Raw genomic sequence first — 16207 nt, 5'->3', positions numbered from 1 at the left:
GGATCTGCCTGTGAACGAGCCCCTGCTCGAGCTGCGCGGCCTCGACACCGACATCGCGCTGCGGCGCGGCGCCGTGCACGCCCTCGACGGCGTCAGTCTCCAGGTGCTTCCCGGCGAGACGCTCGGCGTGGTCGGCGAGTCCGGCAGCGGCAAGACGATGACCGCGCTGTCGGTGATGGGCCTGCTGCCGCACGGTGGCCGGGTCACCGGCGGCGAGATCCTCTTCGAGGGACGCGACCTGCGGACGCTGCCTCCCGATGACGTTCGCCGGATCCGTGGCGTACGCATGGGAATGGTCTTCCAGGACCCGCTCACCTCGCTCAACCCGACCATGCGCATCGGCACCCAGGTCGCCGAACCGCTGCGCGTGCACTTCGGCACCGGCAAGGCCGAGGCTCGGGAACGCGCGATCGACATGCTGCGCCGGGTCGGCATGCCCCGCCCCGACCGGATCGCCGACAACTACCCGCACGAGCTGTCCGGCGGCATGCGGCAGCGGGTGGCGATCGCGATGGCCCTGATCTGCTCGCCGCGGCTGCTGATCGCCGACGAGCCGACCACCGCGCTCGACGTCACCACCCAGCGGCAGATCCTCGAACTGATCGACGACCTGCGCGCGGAGTTCGGGATGGCGGTCATCCTGGTCACCCACGACCTGGGGGTGATCGCGGGCCGCGCCGACCGGGTCGCCGTCATGTACGCCGGGCGGGTGGTCGAGACGGCCGTGACCAGCTCACTGTTCCGCTCCCCCAAACACCGCTACACCGAGGCGTTGCTGGAGTCGCTGCCCGAGGAGGCGCGTGGCGAACGCCTCTACAGCATTCCCGGCCTGCCGCCCGACCTGTCCCAGCCGATGACCGGCTGCCGTTTCGCGCCCCGCTGCCGGCATGTGACCGACGCTTGTCGCCTGTCTGAGATCCCGCTGTCCGGTGCCGAGCACCAGTTCGCCTGCATCCACCCGGCCTCCGGTCGCGCCGCCGCGGGCGTACCGCTGCCTTCGCCCGCGCGCTCCTTCTCGGACGCCCCTGTTCTGTCGGTCCGCGACCTGGTCAAGAACTACCCCGTGCGCCGTGGTGGCGGCCAGGTCAGCGCCGTCGCCGGCGTCTCCTTCGACGTCGCCCCCGGCGAAACCTTCGGCCTGGTCGGCGAATCCGGCTGCGGCAAGTCCACGGTGGGCCGGCTCGCCGTCGGCCTGGAGCGCCCGAGCGCCGGTCAGATCGTTCTCGAGGGTACGGACATCGCCGCGCTGACCGGCCGCGAACGCCGCCGCATGCACCGCGAGGTGCAGCTGATGTTCCAGGACAGCTACGCCGCCATGAACCCGCGGATGCGCGTCGACGCCATCCTGGCCGAACCCCTGGAGATCCAGAAGGTCGGCGACCGCCGCGCCCGCATCGCCACCCTCCTCGACCAGGTGGGCCTGTCCCGCCAGGTCCTGGAGCGCTACCCGCACGAGTTCTCCGGCGGCCAGCTCCAGCGCATCGGCCTGGCCCGGGCCCTGGCCCTGCACCCCCGCCTGATCGTCGGCGACGAGCCGGTGAGCGCCCTCGACGTGTCGATCCAGGCCCAGGTCCTCAACCTCATGCGCGACCTGCAGAAAGACCTCGGGCTGGCGTACGTCTTCATCAGCCACGACCTGTCCGTCGTCGACTACATGGCCGACCGCATCGGCGTCATGTACCTGGGCAAGCTGGTCGAGGTCGGCCCCGCCCGCGACGTGGTGCGTTCCGCCCGCCACCCGTACACGCAGGCCCTGATCGACGCCGTGCCGACCATCTCGACGGCGAAACGCGAGCGGATCGCCATCGAGGGCGAGCTGCCCAGCGCCATCGACCCGCCGTCGGGCTGCCGCTTCCGCACCCGCTGCCCCCGCGCGGCCGCGCTCTGCGAGACCGAGCCCCCTTTGACCGGCGACACCCACCAGGTGGCCTGCCACTTCCCCCTGCGCCAGCCCCCGCCCGCGACCAGCGCCGCCTGAGATCAATCGTCACCGAACCGCCAGCCGTCGGGCGGGAGCCGGTCGTCCGGCCAGTCGGTCACCGACGGGGGCGGGTCGACCCACGTCACCGTCCGGAGGGGCGCCCACCTCCGGCGATACACGTCACGGAGCGTCGTCAGCCCCCAGATCACCAGGAACGGCCAGAGAAGGAAGCCGGCGATGCTCATCCAGGTCTGCGCCGTGGACATCGTGTCGGCGACCCCGTGGAGATGCCGGCCGACCAGCAGCAGAGGGCCCGGGCCGACCAGCGGCACGATCAGCCACCAGAAGGCGTACGTCCGCAGGATCTCCGCCGCCCGCGGACGCGACTCGCCGTCGATCTGATAGCGCCCGAGAACGATGTAGCTGTGCCGGGCCGCGTCCAGCGGATCCAGGGGGTGTTCGCTCAGGTAGTAGCGGGTGAGCGGAAAGACCGGCAGGTACAGGGCCAGCAGCCACCGGGTCGCGAAGCACCGGCCGCTGCCGTCGACCCGGGTGAAACCGCGCAGGCCCGAACCGAAGCCGTTGTACGTCGTCAGCACCGGCTGGCCCGTGACCTCCCACACCCTGTCGACCACAGGACGATGCTATCGACGGTCGTACATCCGGCCCTCGAGCCGATGTATCGGCCGGCTGGACAGGCTTCCGGGTGAAGGTCCGGCCCATCCGCGCCGTCCCTGGCGCTGGCCATGGGCTGAGCTCGGTTGCCAGGCGCCCGGGCTGCCCGCTCGCCCTCGCTGCCGCCCCTCACGCCCGCTGCCCAGCACCGGTGGTAGGTCCTGACGGTGTCCGGGCCGGCGAAGCCGTGCTGCCCTACCACCGTCCGGGACAGTGGTAGGCCCTGACGGTATTCGGGGCTGTAATGCCGGGCTGCTCTACCACTGTGCCTGACGGTGGTAGGTCCGGTCGGCACACCGCTCGCGGCCCTGCAACTGCGCCGCTCGGCCGGTTTCCTCGCGGCACTCGCGCCGGGCCGCCTGCCGCCAGGCCTCGCCGCCCTCGATGCCGCCGCCGGGTATGCCCCAGGTCTCGTCGCCGCGGCGGCGCATGAGCAAGACCCGGTTGTTATCGTCGAGGACGGCCACGCCGCAACAGGCTCTGAGTTGGGTCTCGTTGTCCATGGGGCGATGCTGCCAGATCCGCAGGACCCGACCGTGGAGGCGATCGACCGTCAACCCGGAGCCGACCGAGATCGTGCTGGTCCGTCACGCCCGGTCCGTTCCGCCGACCGCCGACGGTCCGGACGAGTTGACCCGCCCGCTGACGCCGGAAGGGCTGAGGCAGGCGGACGAGTTGGTGGCTGTGCTCGCCGAGCTGGGTCCGACGGCGGCGTGGTCGAGCCCGTACCGGCGGGCGATCCAAACCATCCGGCCCACCGCGCGGTTCCTCGGCCTTTCCGTGCACACCGATGGTGAGCTGCGGGAATGGGACGACGGCCTGGCGTACACCGATGATTGGGAACCGCATTACGCCGAAAGCTGGGCGCATCCCTCCCACGCGCGGCCCGAAGGCGAAAGCCTCGAGCAGCTTCGCACCCGGGCGGTCGGCGCCGTGCGGATGATCGTGCACCGCGGCCGCGGCCGGGTCGTTCTCGTCGCCGGTCATGGCACCTTCATCGCTCAGGCGCTGTCCGGCTTCGGCCATCCCCTCGATCGGGACGCCTGGCAGCGCATGCCGATGCCCGCGATCTACCGCCTTCGCTTCACCGAGCTGACCGCCCCACCCGAGGTGTCCGAGATCGCGTGACGATCAGGCGTACCACCGGTCGTAGGGGTGGCGGCCGGGATGGAAGCCCAGCGTCTCGACCATAGCGGCTGCGTCCGCGAAGCCGCCGCCCACGCCGCCGGGAGAGTGCGCGTCGCTGCCGAAGGTGATCACCTCGCCGCCTGCTTCCCGCCACCAGCGCACGATCTCGGGGAATGGCCTGCGGTTCGTGTTGACCTCCAGGGCCCGGCCCGCGGCGGCCACCGTCGTCAGCGCGCACCGGAACTCGGCCTCGAAGGCGGCGGGGACGAAGGGGCCGGCGGCAGCGGGCCAGTACCGGCTGACGAAGTCGATGTGGGCGAGCGCCTCGAAGTCCGGGAAGCCGGCCACCAGCCGGGGTATCTCGGCCAGGTAGTCGCGGACCACCTCGGCGGCCGGCCGGCGCGCGAAGTGCTCGCCCGGCTCGTTGAGGCCGCCACCCAGGGGCAGGGTGTGCAAGGAGCCGAGCACGCGGTCGAACTGGCCCGCATCGAGGACCGCGGCGACCTGGTCCCGGTGCCAGTGCGGCTCCCCGACCTCCACACCGGTGAGCACCACCAGGCCGGGGAACTTCTCGCGGCAGCGTTGGACGCAGGCCAGATACCCGTCGACGTCGAGAGGCGGCGGTGCCAGCGTCCCGTCCTCGGTGATCAGGTCGGTCACCTTCGCCGGGGCGTCCGGCGCGGGTTCCACGCCGGTCCAGACCGTGAAGTCGAGGTGTTCGGTGAAGGCGACGGCCGGCAGACCCATGGTCGTCGCCCGGGCGCAGCTGGCCTCCATGTCGCCGGGCTCGCAGTCCCACGACCATTCGGTGTGCACGTGTCCGTCGGCGGGCAGCATGGCCGTGGTGCGGGGGTCAGGAGGCGGACAGGACGTCGATGACGAAGCGCAGGGTGCCGGCCGGTTGGCCGCCGGTGGGGTTGTCGCCGTAGGCCAGGTCGGCCGGGATGTCGAGTTGGACCCGGCTGCCCACCGGGACGCCGATCAGGCCCTGGTCCCAGCCCGGGATGACCTTGCCGGCGCCGGCCTGGAAGCTGAACGGCTCGGAGCGGCTCCAGGACGAGTCGAACTCCTTGCCGTCGGCGTAGGTGACGCCGACGTAGTTCACGTTGATCGACTGGCCGGCCGCGACCGCCGCGCCCGTGCCCTTGATGAGGGTCTTCGTGGTGAGCTTGGCGACCTTGCCGGCGCCCTTGGTCACGGCCGGCTTCTTGCTCAGGGCCGGGTCGGCGCCCGCGGGCAGCGGCGGGAAGGCCGCGGCGGGGGCGGTGCTCGCCTCCACACTGGAGCTCGCGCTCGGGGCGGCGGCCTGGTCGGGGTCCGACGACGAGCGGCCGATCCACACGGCCAGTCCGACCACGAGGGCCAGCACGGCCACCGCCGCGCCGACGACGGTCAGCGTGCGGTTGCGCTTCTGCCTCGCCCGGGCGCGGGCCTTGGCCGCCTTGGCCTCGGCGCGCTTCTCGGCCTTCGTCTTGAGGGGCGGACCGGTGAGGGGCGGACCAGCGGCGGCACGCTTGCCGGCCGCGCTGCCGCGGCTCGTCACGGAATCAGGCACGAGCCGACAATACTTGCCCTCGACGCGTGCGTCAGTGCAGGTGCGATCCGCCGTTGACGTCGATCGTCGCCCCGGTCAGGTAGGCGGCGTCGGGCGAGGCGAGGAAGACCACGGCGCCGGCCACGTCGGCGGGGGTGGCGAGGCGGCCGACCAGCGTGGTGGCGGCCAGTTCGGTCTTGCGCTCCTCGGTCATGGCGCCGTGCGTGATGTCGGTGTCGACCATGCTCGGCGCGACCGCGTTGACCGTGATGCCCTGGCCCTCCACCTCGCGGGCCAGGGTTCTGGTCAGGCCGAGGATCGCGGCCTTGCTGGCCGAGTAGGCGGTGGCGCCGAAGACACCGCCGCCGCGCTGGCCGGACACCGAGGACATGGTGATGATCCGGCCGTACCCGCGCTCCCGCAGGCCGGGCAGCACCGCCTGGGTGACCAGGAAGGTTCCGCGTACGTTGACCGCGAAGATCTTCTCCCACTCGTCCAGGGTGATGTTCTCGAAGCGGGTCGGCGAGGAGATGCCGGCGATGGTGGCGAGCACGGTGACCGGCGGCAGCGCGTCCTCGGCGGCCCGGACCGCGGCGAGGACCGAGGCCTGGTCGGTGACGTCGGCGTGGGCCGCGAAGACGGCTGGGCTGCCGGCGTTCCCGGCCTGGGCGGCGGTGTCGGCGGCGCCGTCGGCGTCGATGTCCAGGACGCCGACCGCGTAGCCCAGGGCGGCGAACCGCAGCGCGGTGGCGCGCCCGATGCCGCGCTTCGAGCCGCCGCCGGTGATCAGGATCGTGGGAGTCATCGCGTACCTCCGAGGGTGTTGTCATGGTATCTGCGATGCGGCCGGCGCCAGGGAGCGGCTACCGTGCCGCCATGCTGGATGCGCACGAGCGGTTCGTGGCCTCGGGGCCGCTGCGGATCTGGACCGAGCGGGCCGGTGATCCGGGGCTGCCCGCGGTACTGATGGTCATGGGGTCGGGCGCTCAGGGTGTCTTCTGCCCGGATGCGCTGGTCGGCCGGCTGGTCGAGCGTGGCGTTCAGGTGATCCGGTTCGATCACCGGGACACCGGGCGCTCCAGCGTGGTCGACTTCGACGCTCACCCGTACACGATCGGGGATCTGGCTCGCGACTGCCTGGCCGTGCTGGACGGCTATGGACTGGATTCCGCGCATGTGGCGGGGACGTCCCTGGGCGGGATGATCGCGCAGTGGCTGGGGGTGCACGCGCCGGACCGGGTCCGGTCGTTGACGGTGATGTCCAGCTCGCCGATGGGTCACGACCCGCGGCCGGCGTGGACGCGGGCGCTGGCCGGGGAGCCGGCCGACCCGGCTGACCTGCCGCCGCCGTCGCCCGCGCTTCTCGCGCATCAGGCCGCCGGGCTGCCGCCGGGTCCGGAGACCGACGTGGCCCTGTTCCGGGTCTTCACCGGGCCGGTCCGGCCGTTCGACGAGCCGGCCGCCCGGGCGACGCTCGAGCTGGCCCGGTCGCGGGCCACCGACCCGGCGGCCGCGGCCAACCACAACCGGGCCGCCTGGACGGATGATCCGAGTCTGCTCGCCCCGCTGTCGTCGATCACCGCGCCGACCTCGATCGTGCACGGCGACCAGGATCCGGTCTATCCGCTCGGCCACGGCGAGGCCCTGGCCGCCGCGATCCCGGGGGCGGAACTGCACGTCGTACCCGGAATGGGCCATGCCTTCACCTCCCCCGGCCTCCCCGAGGAGGTCGCCAAGGTGATCCGGCTATGACAGGGTGGCGAAGACGACGATGTTGTCCCGGTAGTGGCCGGCGCGGTCGTCGAAGTCGCCGCCGCAGGTGATCAGGCGCAGGCCGGCGTGGTCGATGGCGCCGTAGACGGCGTCGGTCGGGAACCGGTCCTTGGCGTACCGGCCGGTCTTCGTCACCGAGAACGTGGCGGTGCTGCCGTCCTGCCGGGCGATGGTGACGATGTCGCCGGCGGCGAGCGTGGCCAGGCGGGCGAAGGTTCCCGGCCGCCGGTGGAAGTCGACGTGTCCGGCCAGGACGGCCGGGCCGAGCGAGCCGGGCGTGGGCGCCTTGGTGTACCAGCCGACCGTCGCCGCGTCGCCGGGCACCTGCATGGTGCCGTCGGCGTTCTGGCCCAGGCCGATCACCGGCACGGACACCTTCATCGCCGGGATGGTCAGGCGGGCCGGCGGCGAGGTCGCCATCAGCGGGCCGCGGGTGAGCCGGTCGGGCGTCGCCGGTCGGGCCGGCTCCGGAGCGGTGGCCGGCGGCGCGGTTTCCGGCGGCTCCACGGGGGTACGGCGCACGGCCGCCACCACGAGCAGCGAGCCGGTGATGGCAAGGACGGCGACGGCCGCCCGCACCGCATGTCGGGTGCGGCGGCCGCCGGTCCGCGGCGAGGAGTCGCCGTTTCCCATCGACGATCAGCCCCGGTCGCGCAGCTCACGCGGGAGCGCGAAGGCACGCCGGCGGGTGAGGACGAAGGCGCCGAGCGCGAGCAGCAGGGCGAGCCCGCCGAAGCCGTACAGCCGCGCCGTGGTGCCGCGGCTGCTGCCGTCACCGGTCGCGACCCCGCCGGCCGGGACGGAACCCGCGGCGGCGCCGGAGACCATGCCGCACACGGCCGGGTCGGTCGCCTCCTCGGGGATGCCCTTCAGGCCGGCCGACTTGGCCAGGGTGGATTCGCCGAGGCCGTCGAGGTCGTACTTGCCGTTGTTGTTGGCGTCGATGCCGTGCTCGACGACGTGCAGGTCCTTGAGGTGGTCGATGGTGCCGGCGGGCAGGTCGGCGCCGGGGATGGTGCGGTCGTAGGCCAGGGCCCCCTTGGCGTCGGCGGTGGGCATCCGGTCCACGGCCAGGCCGCTGGCCTTGCTGGTGTCGCCCTTGGTGGTCAGCGAGACGAAGATGTCGCCGTACATCGGCAGACCCTCCTCGGTGCTGACGAAACCGTTGCCGTCGGCGTCGGCGGACATGTCCGGGCAGTGGAAGTCGGTGCCGTTGGTGGCGCCGTGCAGATGCTGGGCGTGTGGCGAGTTCGGGACCATCCCCTTCGTACGGATGGAGATCTTGAGGTCGCCGTTGTCCATGGCGGTCAGGGTGGCCGTGCCCGAGGCGCCCGACTTGTTCAGCGGGTCGAGCTGGACGTGCACGCTCTCGGCGGCGAGGGCCGCGGACGGCACGGCGAACAGGAGGGCCGCGGCGGCGGGGATGACGAGCAGGGTTCGGCGCAATCTCACGAGATGCTCCTTGATCGAGGTGTTTGTTACTGGGGGGATGGGACCGACCAGGTCGGTGCGGCCTGGCCGGGGGTACGCACGGAGCTGACGATCGCCCGTTCGACGGCGGTGGCGGCGGCCCAGTCGGCGTCGCTGGTCGTCCAGGACACCTCGATCGGGCGGCGCCCGCCGGCCTGCACCAGGTAGCGGTGCGCGTGCCGCCTGGCGCCGGCCGGCGGCTGCCAGGTGTACTCCCAGTCGGCTCCCCCGCCGGTCACCAGCAGGACGCCCATGCTGATCCGGCGGTACCCGGGCAGCTCACCGGCGTCGGACGCGGCCCGTTCGGCGGCCTGCCAGTGCTCCAGCGGGCCGACGGCCAGCGGCTTGATCGGCTGGACGGTGGCGGCGCGTACGCCGTTCGGGGCGCGGTAACAGGTCTCGCCGTCCTTCTGCGAGCGGGTCCACCCGGCGGGGACCCGGATCTCGATCCCGGGCGCCGCGGAGGGTTCCGGGGAGAAGTCGGCGCACGGGCCGGTCGGGGCCGCCGCGGTGGCTCTTTGCGGCGTCGGCCCCTCCGGCCCCTCCGGCCGGAAAGCCATCGCGGCCCCCGTGCCGGCCACGACCACCACGGCGGCGGCCGCGGCGACGAGGACCCGCCGGCGGCGCGGCGGCGACGGCACGGCCTGCGACTGCTCGCCCGGTTCGGCGATCGAGCCGGCCGGGGCGACCGCCGCGGCCCGGAAGCGCACCGGGACGGGTTCCTCGGCGACCAGGCGCAGGGCCACCTGCACCTCGGCCACGGGTGGGCGCAGGTCGGGGTCCTTCTCCAGCAGCAGCCCGATCAGCGGCGACAGCGGTCCCTCGTGCCGCATCGGGTCGGGCTGCGCCCCGGCGATCGCGGTCAGCGAGGCGGCCACATTCGCGCGGCGGAACGGCGGCCGGCCCTCGACCATGGCGTACAGAGTCGCTCCCAGCGACCACAGATCACCCTCGACGCTGGCCGTGCCGTCGGTCAGCTGCTCCGGCGCGACGTAGTAGGGCGAACCGAGCACCGACAGGGCGCCGTCGACGCGTTCGGTGTCGAGCGCGGCCAGCCCGAAGTCGGTGAGCATGACCCGGTCGTCGGTGGCCAGCAGGATGTTGTGCGGCTTGACGTCCCGGTGCACGACACCGGCGCGGTGCGCGGCCCCGAGCGCGTCCAGGACGGCCAGGCCGATCCGGGCGGCCTCCGGGTGCTCCAGGCGGCCCTCCTGCTCGAGCCGGGCGTGCAACGAGACCGACTCGACGAACTCCATCACGATCCACGAGCTCCCGGTGGTCCGGACGACGTCGTAGACCCGGACCACCCCCGGGTGCTCCAGCCGGGCCGCCGCCCGGGCCTCGCTCATCGCCCGGAGCGCGGCGGTGCGCCGGTCCGGGACGGGCAGCCCGCGGGGCGCGACGAGTTCCTTGACGGCCACCTGCCGGTCCAGCACCTCGTCGTGCGCACGCCACACCCGGCCCATGCCGCCGGCCCCGACGACCGCGATCAGGCGGTAACGCCCCAGGACCAACAGCGGGCCCGGGGTACGGGCGGCGCCGACATCACGTTCCGACATGAGAGTGATTCGGAGCCACTCCTGCGCCGGATGGTGATCAATATCTTCGGACGTCGACCGGCCCGCAGAGGTCAGTCCAGGAAGGTCACGGTCTCGGACAGCGGGGCGCGGCGGATGCGCGGAGGCGCCCAGGCCGGGTCCGCGAACCCGATGGACAGGCCGCAGACCAGCGTCCGGTGAGGCGGTGGGGCGATCACCTCGGCGACGCTGCGGTGGTACTCGGCCCAGATCTCCTGGGCGCAGCTGTGCAGTCCCTCGGCCCGCAGGAGCAGCATCACCGTCTGCAGGTGGATGCCGATGTCCGCCCACCGCGGCGCCGGCATGTCCCGGTCGAGGTAGCAGAACAACGCCGTGCCGGCGCCGAAGCAGTTCCAGTTCTCGGCCCGGATCCGCGCTCGGCCCGCGACATCCCCGCGCGCGACGCCCCGTGAGCCGTAGATGCCTTCGCCCAGCGCCGCCATCCGGTCGAGGTAGGGCGGACACAGCTCGGGCGGAAGGTTCGCGAACTCGCGACCGTCACCGGAGTCGCCGGCCGCGGCCCGCCCGGCGACGGCCTTCTTCAGCCGGGCCAGCGGCTCCCCGGACAGCACGTAGACACTGCCCGGCTGCAGGTTGCTGCCCGACGGGGCCTGCACGGCCGCCGTCAGCACCCGTTCCAGGGCCTCGCGCGGGACCGGCCGATCGGTGAACCGGCGGATCGACTGCCGGGTCCGTACCGCGCTGTAGACGTCCATCAGCCCCGCTCTCGTCATGCCGCCCACGATAGGAACGAGCGCGCCGGGCCACCTCCCTCCGAGGAGGGAACACCGAGCGGCCGGAAGTCGGCGGCGGCGGGCCGCATAATGGCGGGATGGTGACAACGGTGGATTCCGGGCCTCGGCGGGTGAGTCGCCGGGTGCGCGTGAACGCGCCCGCGGCGGAGATCTTCGCGCTGGTGGCCGACCCGCATCGGCATGCCGAGCTGGACGGCTCGGGCACGGTGCGGGACGTTCCGGTGAAGGGACCTCACGCGCTGAAGCAGGGCGACCGGTTCACCGTGGGCATGAAGCAGTACGGGTTGCCGTACTCGATCACCTCGGTGGTGACCGCGCTCGAGCCCGACCGCCTGGTCGAGTGGCGACATCCGCTCGGGCATCGCTGGCGCTGGGAGCTGGCCTCGCCCGAGCCGGGCGTCACCGAGGTCACCGAGACGTTCGACTATTCGACGGCCCGCTCGCCGAAGGTGATGGAGCTGCTGGGGTTCCCGGCGAAGAACGCGCAGGGCATCAGCGGGACGCTCGAGGCGCTGGCCGCGCGTTACGCCGCGACCGCGTAGACGACCACCGAGTCGCGGTAGTGGCCGCGGCGGCGGTCGAGGTCGCCGCCGCAGGTGATGAGCCGCAGGGCGGGACGGCCCACCGGACCGTAGACGGCGCCGGTCGGAAAGCTCGTCTTGCGGTACTGCCTGGTGGCGGCGACGGTGAACACGGCGGTGCTCCGGTCGGCGCGGCGCACCGTGATCGTGTCGCCGGCCGTCAGGGTGCCCAGCCGGTAGAAGACGGCCGGCCCGTAGCGTGTGGTGTCGACGTGGCCGACGATCACCGCCGGCCCGTCCTCCCCCGGCGTGGGCAGATGGCGATACCAGCCGGCCGGCGCGTCCTTCGTCAGCGGCGGCACCTCCATCGTCCCGTCGCGTTCGACGCCGAGCGCCATGACACCGGTGTCCACCCCGATGGCCGGGATGGTCAGGCGTACCGGCACGGATCGGGGCAACGCCTCGCGCTCTTTCGCCGGTCCGCGCTCCTCCGCGGCAGAGAGCCGGCCCGTGGCCGCCTTCACCGGGCCGAACGGTGGCGGCGGCGGATCGGTCAGCCCGGCGGCGAGCAGGTTGGCGCCGGAGACGGCCAGGATGAACGCCAGCAGAGCCGTGCCCGAGCTCCGGTCGAACAGGATCATCCCGCCGACCGGCGCAACGCCGTCAGCCCGACCCCACCGGCGACCGCCAGCAGCGCGCCACCCAGGACGATCAGCCGCATCGACCCGTCACCACCCGGCCCTCCACCGGCGGCCGGCGCCCCCGAAGGCACCACCGTGGCCACCGGCTTCCCGGGCGGCGAGGTCGGCGGCGATTCCGGTGGCGGGTCGACCGGTGTCGGGCTCGACGGCGAGCCGGTCACCGGCGGGTAGCTGAACGACGGCGACGACGCCGGACCGCCCGCCGGAGTGGTCCCGTTCCCGCAGAACGCGAGCAGCCCCAACAGCAGGAGCAGCAACAGCACAAGAGCGGCGACAACAATCAAGATCCGCCAGGTACGCCCGGAGCGCGCCGCCGCGGCCGGCGGCTGATCACCGTACTGAGTCATGGTCCGGCTCTTCTCACGAGCGTGATGGTGGAGCGACCGTACCGGCGAACCTCGCGGCCTCGACCCTCAGTGACCGGAAGCCGACCGTGGACCACCCGCCCGGGGTGACGGTGTCAGACCGGTTTGACGCGGCGACCGGCCTGCCACACCTGGCGGATCCGGGCCGGGTCGGCCAGCACCGCGATGTCGTCCAGCGGGTTGTCGTCCAGGATCAGCAGGTCGGCGTCGTACCCGGCCTCGAGCCGGCCCGATCGCGGCGCCTGCGGACCCAGGGTGGCCGGGGCGTTGGCGGTGGCCGTCTCGATCGCTTCGAGCGGCGTGAAGCCGGCCTTCACCAGCAGGGTCAGCTCCTCGCCGTGCCGGCCCCAGTCACCCGCGCCGATGTCGGTGCCCATCGCGACCGTCACGCCGGTCTGGTGGGCCAGGGCGACCGCTTCGGCGTGACGTTCCACCACCGCGAGCATCTTCGGCCGGGCGTACGGCGGGAGCCGGTCGATGTCGGCCACCGCGGAGGCGATGACGAATTGGGTGGGCACCAGGATCGCGCTGGTCTCGCGCATCGCGGCCGCGCATTCCTCGTCGAGGTACGTGCCGTGCTCGATGGTGCGTACGCCGGCCTCCAGGGCGGCGATCATACCGGGCTTGCCGTGGCAGTGCGCGGCCACCGCCCGCTCGGCCAGACCCGCCACCTCGACCAGGACCCGCAGCTCGGCCGCGGTGAACTGCTGGTGGATCGGATGGTCGACCTCGGACATGACGCCGCCGGAGGCACAGATCTTGATCACCTTGGCGTTGCGCCGCAGCTGTTCGCGGACCACCCGGGCGCAGCCGGATTCGCCGTCGGCGACGCGGAGCTCGTTCGACGCCGCTCCGTAGTCGTGCACCCAGGGCAGCGGATAGCTGTGCAGGTCGACGTGGCCGCCGGTGGGTGAGATCGCGGCCCCGGCGGCGTGGATGGCCGGGCCGGGCACCGTCCCCTCGGCCACCGCCGCCGTCATGTCGAGGCCGAGCCCGCCCAGCTCGCGGATGCTGGTCACGCCGGCGTCCAGCGCCGCCCGCAGGCCCGCGACGCCACGCGCGGCCCGCAGGGCGACCGGCTCGCGCGGGAGCATCGCCAGGTCGGGCACGAGCTGACCGAGCAGATGCACGTGGCAGTCCCACAGCCCGGGCATGACGACCTCGGCCCGGACCTCCTCGGCGTCGCCGGCCACCGGGGCTTCCGCGGCCGGGCCGGCGTAGGCGATCGTCGGGCCGTCGAGCAGGACGACGGCGTCGCTGACCGGAGCGCCCCGCCCCGGGATCATCAGATTGGCGTGAATCCGTTGCATGGTCCCCACCATAGGAGTGCTCGCGCCGGCCGGGCCGACCGGGCATCATGGACCTGGTGCCGATGTGCCGGCCGGAGCGGGGGTAGCGGTGACCGAGTCGAGCGCGTGGGTGCCGGAGGGTGTGGACATCACCGTGCCGAACGCGTCGCGGGTGTACGACTACGCGCTGGGCGGGGTGCACAACTTCCAGGTCGACCGCGCTTTCTACACGCAGGCCGAGAAGGTCATGCCGCAGGTGCGGGTGATGGCGCAGGCGAACCGCGCGTTCCTGGGCCGGGCGGTGCGATGGCTGAGCGCGGCCGGTGTCCGCCAGTTCCTCGATCTCGGCTCGGGGATCCCGACGCTGGGCAACGTGCACGAGGTGGCCCAGGAGGTCGACCCGGCGACCCGGGTGGTCTATGTCGACATCGACCCGGTCGCGGTGGAACAGAGCAACAGCCTGCTCAAGGCCAACCGGTACGCCACCGCGATCCGCGGCGACCTGCGTGACCCCGGGGCGATCCTGCGAGATCCGCGGCTGCTGGAGTCCCTCGACTTCGCCGAGCCGGTGGCGGTCCTGATGGTCGCCGTGCTGCATTTCATCTCCGACCGGGACGACCCGGCGTCGATCATCCGCGAGTTCGGCGCGGTGCTGACGCCGGGGAGCTTCCTGGCGATCTCGCACGGCACCCTGGAGACCACCGAGGCGGCCCGCGCCCAGCAGGAGGCGGTCCGGAAGCTGTACGAGCAGACCCCCACACCGTTCGTCGTCCGGGACGCGGACCAGGTGGCCGGGCTGCTCGGGGAGTCCTTCGCGTTGCAGCCGCCCGGGGTGGTCAACATCGATCAATGGCATCCCGACGACGACGAGGACGCCGACAACGCGCCGGTGGCGCTGCTGGCCGCGCTGGGCCGTCGCCGCTGACCGCGGTGGCGCGTGAGCCGTCCACGGTGCACAGTGGGTGGCGGCATCGGACCGGAGGACGGCATCATGACGCGTACGGGCTCGCATGGCGCCGATGAGCCGGCGCTCGACGCGGTGGCTCGGCAGTGGCTCCGTCAGGTGGCTGAGCAGGGGTTCGTGCCGCGCCGAGACCACGCCCGGGCCGTTCTGCGCGGGCTGCTGCGCCAACTGGTGACCGCCGCCCGGGCCGACCCCTTCGACGCCACCGCGGCCCGGCCGGTCGGTGACGCCCTGGTCGAGGCGCGGATGGCGTCCCCGCACGTCCTGGCCGTGAGCCTTCCCCTGCTGGCCGCACGGCTGCCCGCCCTGCTCGGCGCCGGCGAACCGGCCGCGCGGGCGCGGGTCCAGCCCCTGCTGGGAGAGTTCGCCGCCGGGTTCACCGCCTCCCTGCGTGACACCGCGATGCTGGCCGCCGAAGAGCTGGCCCGCTCGGAGCGGGTCGCCTGGCGCGACGAGCAGCACCGCCTGCAGGACCGCCTGCAGCACGCCCGGCTGCACGACGTGGTCACCGGGCTGCCGAACCGGGTCAACCTGCGGGAACACCTGCGCGCCACGATCGCCGCGGCCCGGCCCGGCGCGCGCATCGGGATCTGCCTGCTGCGCATCGACGACTTCGACAACCTCAACGACGCCCTGGGCCACCAGGCGGGCGACGACCTGCTGCACACCATCGGCCTGCGCCTGCGGGAAGTCGTCGCCGGCGCCGCGCCCGCTCTGCTCGCCCACCTCGGCGGGGAGCAGTTCGCCGTGGCCGTCACGGACACCAGCGGGCCCGACGAGATGATCAAGGTCTCCCGGCTGGCCCGGCACGCCATCAGTGACGCACGGCTGCCGTGGATCGACGGCTACCAGCTACGGCTGCGGACCACGGCCGGCATCGTGGAGGACCTCTGCGCCGGCACCGCCCCCGACGACTGGCTGCGCAACGCGCACATCGCCCTGGCCTGGACCCATCCCGGCCACCGCCCGCACGCCGTGTTCGACCCGGCCCGCGCCACCCGGGACCTGCGCCGTCACCGGCTCGCCGCGGCCATGCCGGCCGCCCTGGAACGCGGCGAGTTCGTGCCCCACTACCAGCCGATGTACGCCCTCGCCGACCACACCGTGGTCGCCGTCGAAGCGCTCGCCCGCTGGCAACCCGACGGCCGTACGGCCCCGGCCGGCCCGCAGGAGTTCATCACGCTCGCCGAGCAGACCGGCCTGATCCGGCCGCTCGGCCAGTCCCTGCTCGGTCAGGCCTGCCGGCACGGCAGCGCCTGGCACGCCGCGGGCAACCGGCTCCTGATCAGCGTCAACCTCTCCCCGCTGCAGCTGGCCGACCCGGCCCTGCTCGCCACCATCGACGAGATCCTCGACCGCACCGGCCTGCCGGCCGCCGCCCTTCAGCTCGAGATCACCGAGAGCACCGCCATCGACGGCCCCAACCAGATCCTCGATCACCTAGCCCCGCATTCCGCACGTCGGTGATCGTGGGCGGGTTTCGGCGCGGCGGGTTGGCCGGGGGCAGGTTCGGTGGCAGCGTGGCGGGGTTGTG

The 16207-nt window shown here is 73.1% G+C and carries 18 protein-coding genes; 6 read left to right on the top strand and 12 right to left on the bottom strand.

The annotated features are described in order from the left end of the window. Positions 1–4 precede the first annotated feature (4 nt). Positions 5–1978: an ABC transporter ATP-binding protein gene (locus tag AB0M54_RS44350; RefSeq protein ID WP_364478746.1), complete on the top strand. Its 1974-nt coding sequence runs from the start codon at positions 5–7 to the stop codon at positions 1976–1978. A 2-nt stretch (positions 1979–1980) separates the two neighbouring features. Here the strand turns inward: AB0M54_RS44350 and AB0M54_RS44345 are convergent, their stop codons facing one another. Further along, the gene (locus AB0M54_RS44345; protein ID WP_364317991.1) at positions 1981–2556 is read right to left on the bottom strand and encodes a hypothetical protein; all 576 of its coding nucleotides are present in this window, start codon (positions 2554–2556) and stop codon (positions 1981–1983) included. 297 nt (positions 2557–2853) lie between these two features. Beyond that, positions 2854–3099 (bottom strand): NUDIX domain-containing protein, encoded by a 246-nt coding sequence (locus tag AB0M54_RS44340; protein WP_364478691.1) that lies wholly within the window; start codon positions 3097–3099, stop codon positions 2854–2856. A gap of 73 nt (positions 3100–3172) precedes the next feature. Here AB0M54_RS44340 and AB0M54_RS44335 point away from each other — a divergent pair, with 73 nt between their 5' ends. Next, positions 3173–3724 (top strand): histidine phosphatase family protein, encoded by a 552-nt coding sequence (locus tag AB0M54_RS44335; RefSeq protein WP_364478689.1) that lies wholly within the window; start codon positions 3173–3175, stop codon positions 3722–3724. 3 nt (positions 3725–3727) lie between these two features. On the opposite strand, the gene AB0M54_RS44330 is transcribed toward AB0M54_RS44335, so the two are convergent. From AB0M54_RS44330 to AB0M54_RS44320, 3 genes are read right to left on the bottom strand one after another with little or no spacing between them, the layout of a single operon-like run. Continuing rightward, on the bottom strand, positions 3728–4561 hold the full coding sequence (locus AB0M54_RS44330; RefSeq protein ID WP_364478686.1) for a PHP domain-containing protein: 834 nt from the start codon (positions 4559–4561) through the stop codon (positions 3728–3730). 16 nt (positions 4562–4577) lie between these two features. After that, complete coding sequence (locus tag AB0M54_RS44325; RefSeq protein WP_364478683.1) at positions 4578–5279, bottom strand: FKBP-type peptidyl-prolyl cis-trans isomerase; 702 nt, start codon at positions 5277–5279, stop codon at positions 4578–4580. A 31-nt stretch (positions 5280–5310) separates the two neighbouring features. After that, complete coding sequence (locus AB0M54_RS44320; protein WP_364478680.1) at positions 5311–6063, bottom strand: SDR family NAD(P)-dependent oxidoreductase; 753 nt, start codon at positions 6061–6063, stop codon at positions 5311–5313. Positions 6064–6134: 71 nt separating this feature from the next. On the opposite strand from AB0M54_RS44320, the gene AB0M54_RS44315 reads away from it, so the two are divergent. Beyond that, positions 6135–7010 (top strand): alpha/beta fold hydrolase, encoded by an 876-nt coding sequence (locus AB0M54_RS44315; RefSeq protein WP_364317994.1) that lies wholly within the window; start codon positions 6135–6137, stop codon positions 7008–7010. Here the strand turns inward: AB0M54_RS44315 and AB0M54_RS44310 are convergent. The 4 genes from AB0M54_RS44310 to AB0M54_RS44295 form a co-directional block, all read right to left on the bottom strand. Next, complete coding sequence (locus AB0M54_RS44310) at positions 7005–7664, bottom strand: class F sortase (RefSeq protein WP_364478677.1); 660 nt, start codon at positions 7662–7664, stop codon at positions 7005–7007. The two genes, AB0M54_RS44315 and AB0M54_RS44310, sit on opposite strands and share 6 nt — an antisense overlap. 6 nt (positions 7665–7670) lie before the next feature. Next, positions 7671–8483 carry a hypothetical protein gene (locus AB0M54_RS44305; protein WP_364317996.1) on the bottom strand — a complete coding sequence of 271 codons (813 nt, stop codon included), beginning with the start codon at positions 8481–8483 and terminating at the stop codon, positions 7671–7673. A gap of 26 nt (positions 8484–8509) precedes the next feature. Continuing rightward, positions 8510–10060, bottom strand: a complete 1551-nt coding sequence (locus AB0M54_RS44300; RefSeq protein WP_364478674.1) for a protein kinase — start codon at positions 10058–10060, stop codon at positions 8510–8512. 71 nt (positions 10061–10131) lie between these two features. Next, entirely contained in the window at positions 10132–10812 is a 681-nt protein-coding gene (locus AB0M54_RS44295; RefSeq protein WP_364478671.1) for a nitroreductase, read from the bottom strand. Positions 10813–10910: 98 nt separating this feature from the next. On the opposite strand from AB0M54_RS44295, the gene AB0M54_RS44290 reads away from it, so the two are divergent. Then, the gene (locus AB0M54_RS44290; protein WP_364478668.1) at positions 10911–11375 is read left to right on the top strand and encodes an SRPBCC family protein; all 465 of its coding nucleotides are present in this window, start codon (positions 10911–10913) and stop codon (positions 11373–11375) included. Here AB0M54_RS44290 and AB0M54_RS44285 read toward each other — a convergent pair. The 3 genes from AB0M54_RS44285 to AB0M54_RS44275 all read right to left on the bottom strand — a co-directional run bounded on the left by AB0M54_RS44285 (position 11357) and on the right by AB0M54_RS44275 (position 13730). Continuing rightward, a complete protein-coding gene (locus tag AB0M54_RS44285; RefSeq protein ID WP_364478665.1) occupies positions 11357–11995 on the bottom strand; it encodes a class F sortase in 639 nt (212 codons plus the stop codon). The genes AB0M54_RS44290 and AB0M54_RS44285 overlap by 19 nt on opposite strands. Next, complete coding sequence (locus AB0M54_RS44280) at positions 11992–12402, bottom strand: hypothetical protein (RefSeq protein ID WP_364478662.1); 411 nt, start codon at positions 12400–12402, stop codon at positions 11992–11994. The genes AB0M54_RS44285 and AB0M54_RS44280 overlap by 4 nt, the downstream gene beginning before the upstream one ends. Before the next feature lie 113 nt (positions 12403–12515). Beyond that, positions 12516–13730 carry an amidohydrolase family protein gene (locus AB0M54_RS44275; protein WP_364478659.1) on the bottom strand — a complete coding sequence of 405 codons (1215 nt, stop codon included), beginning with the start codon at positions 13728–13730 and terminating at the stop codon, positions 12516–12518. An 88-nt stretch (positions 13731–13818) separates the two neighbouring features. On the opposite strand from AB0M54_RS44275, the gene AB0M54_RS44270 reads away from it, so the two are divergent. After that, entirely contained in the window at positions 13819–14634 is an 816-nt protein-coding gene (locus tag AB0M54_RS44270; RefSeq protein ID WP_364318003.1) for an SAM-dependent methyltransferase, read from the top strand. A 66-nt stretch (positions 14635–14700) separates the two neighbouring features. Then, the gene (locus AB0M54_RS44265) at positions 14701–16140 is read left to right on the top strand and encodes an EAL domain-containing protein (RefSeq protein WP_364478656.1); all 1440 of its coding nucleotides are present in this window, start codon (positions 14701–14703) and stop codon (positions 16138–16140) included. The last annotated feature ends 67 nt before the right edge of the window (positions 16141–16207 follow it).

It is taken from the genome of Actinoplanes sp. NPDC051470 (genome assembly GCF_040682035.1).
GTDB lineage: Bacteria > Actinomycetota > Actinomycetes > Mycobacteriales > Micromonosporaceae > Actinoplanes.
The sequence above is the reverse complement of the archived record's forward strand: the minus strand, read 5'-3'. Positions and strand labels throughout refer to the sequence as shown.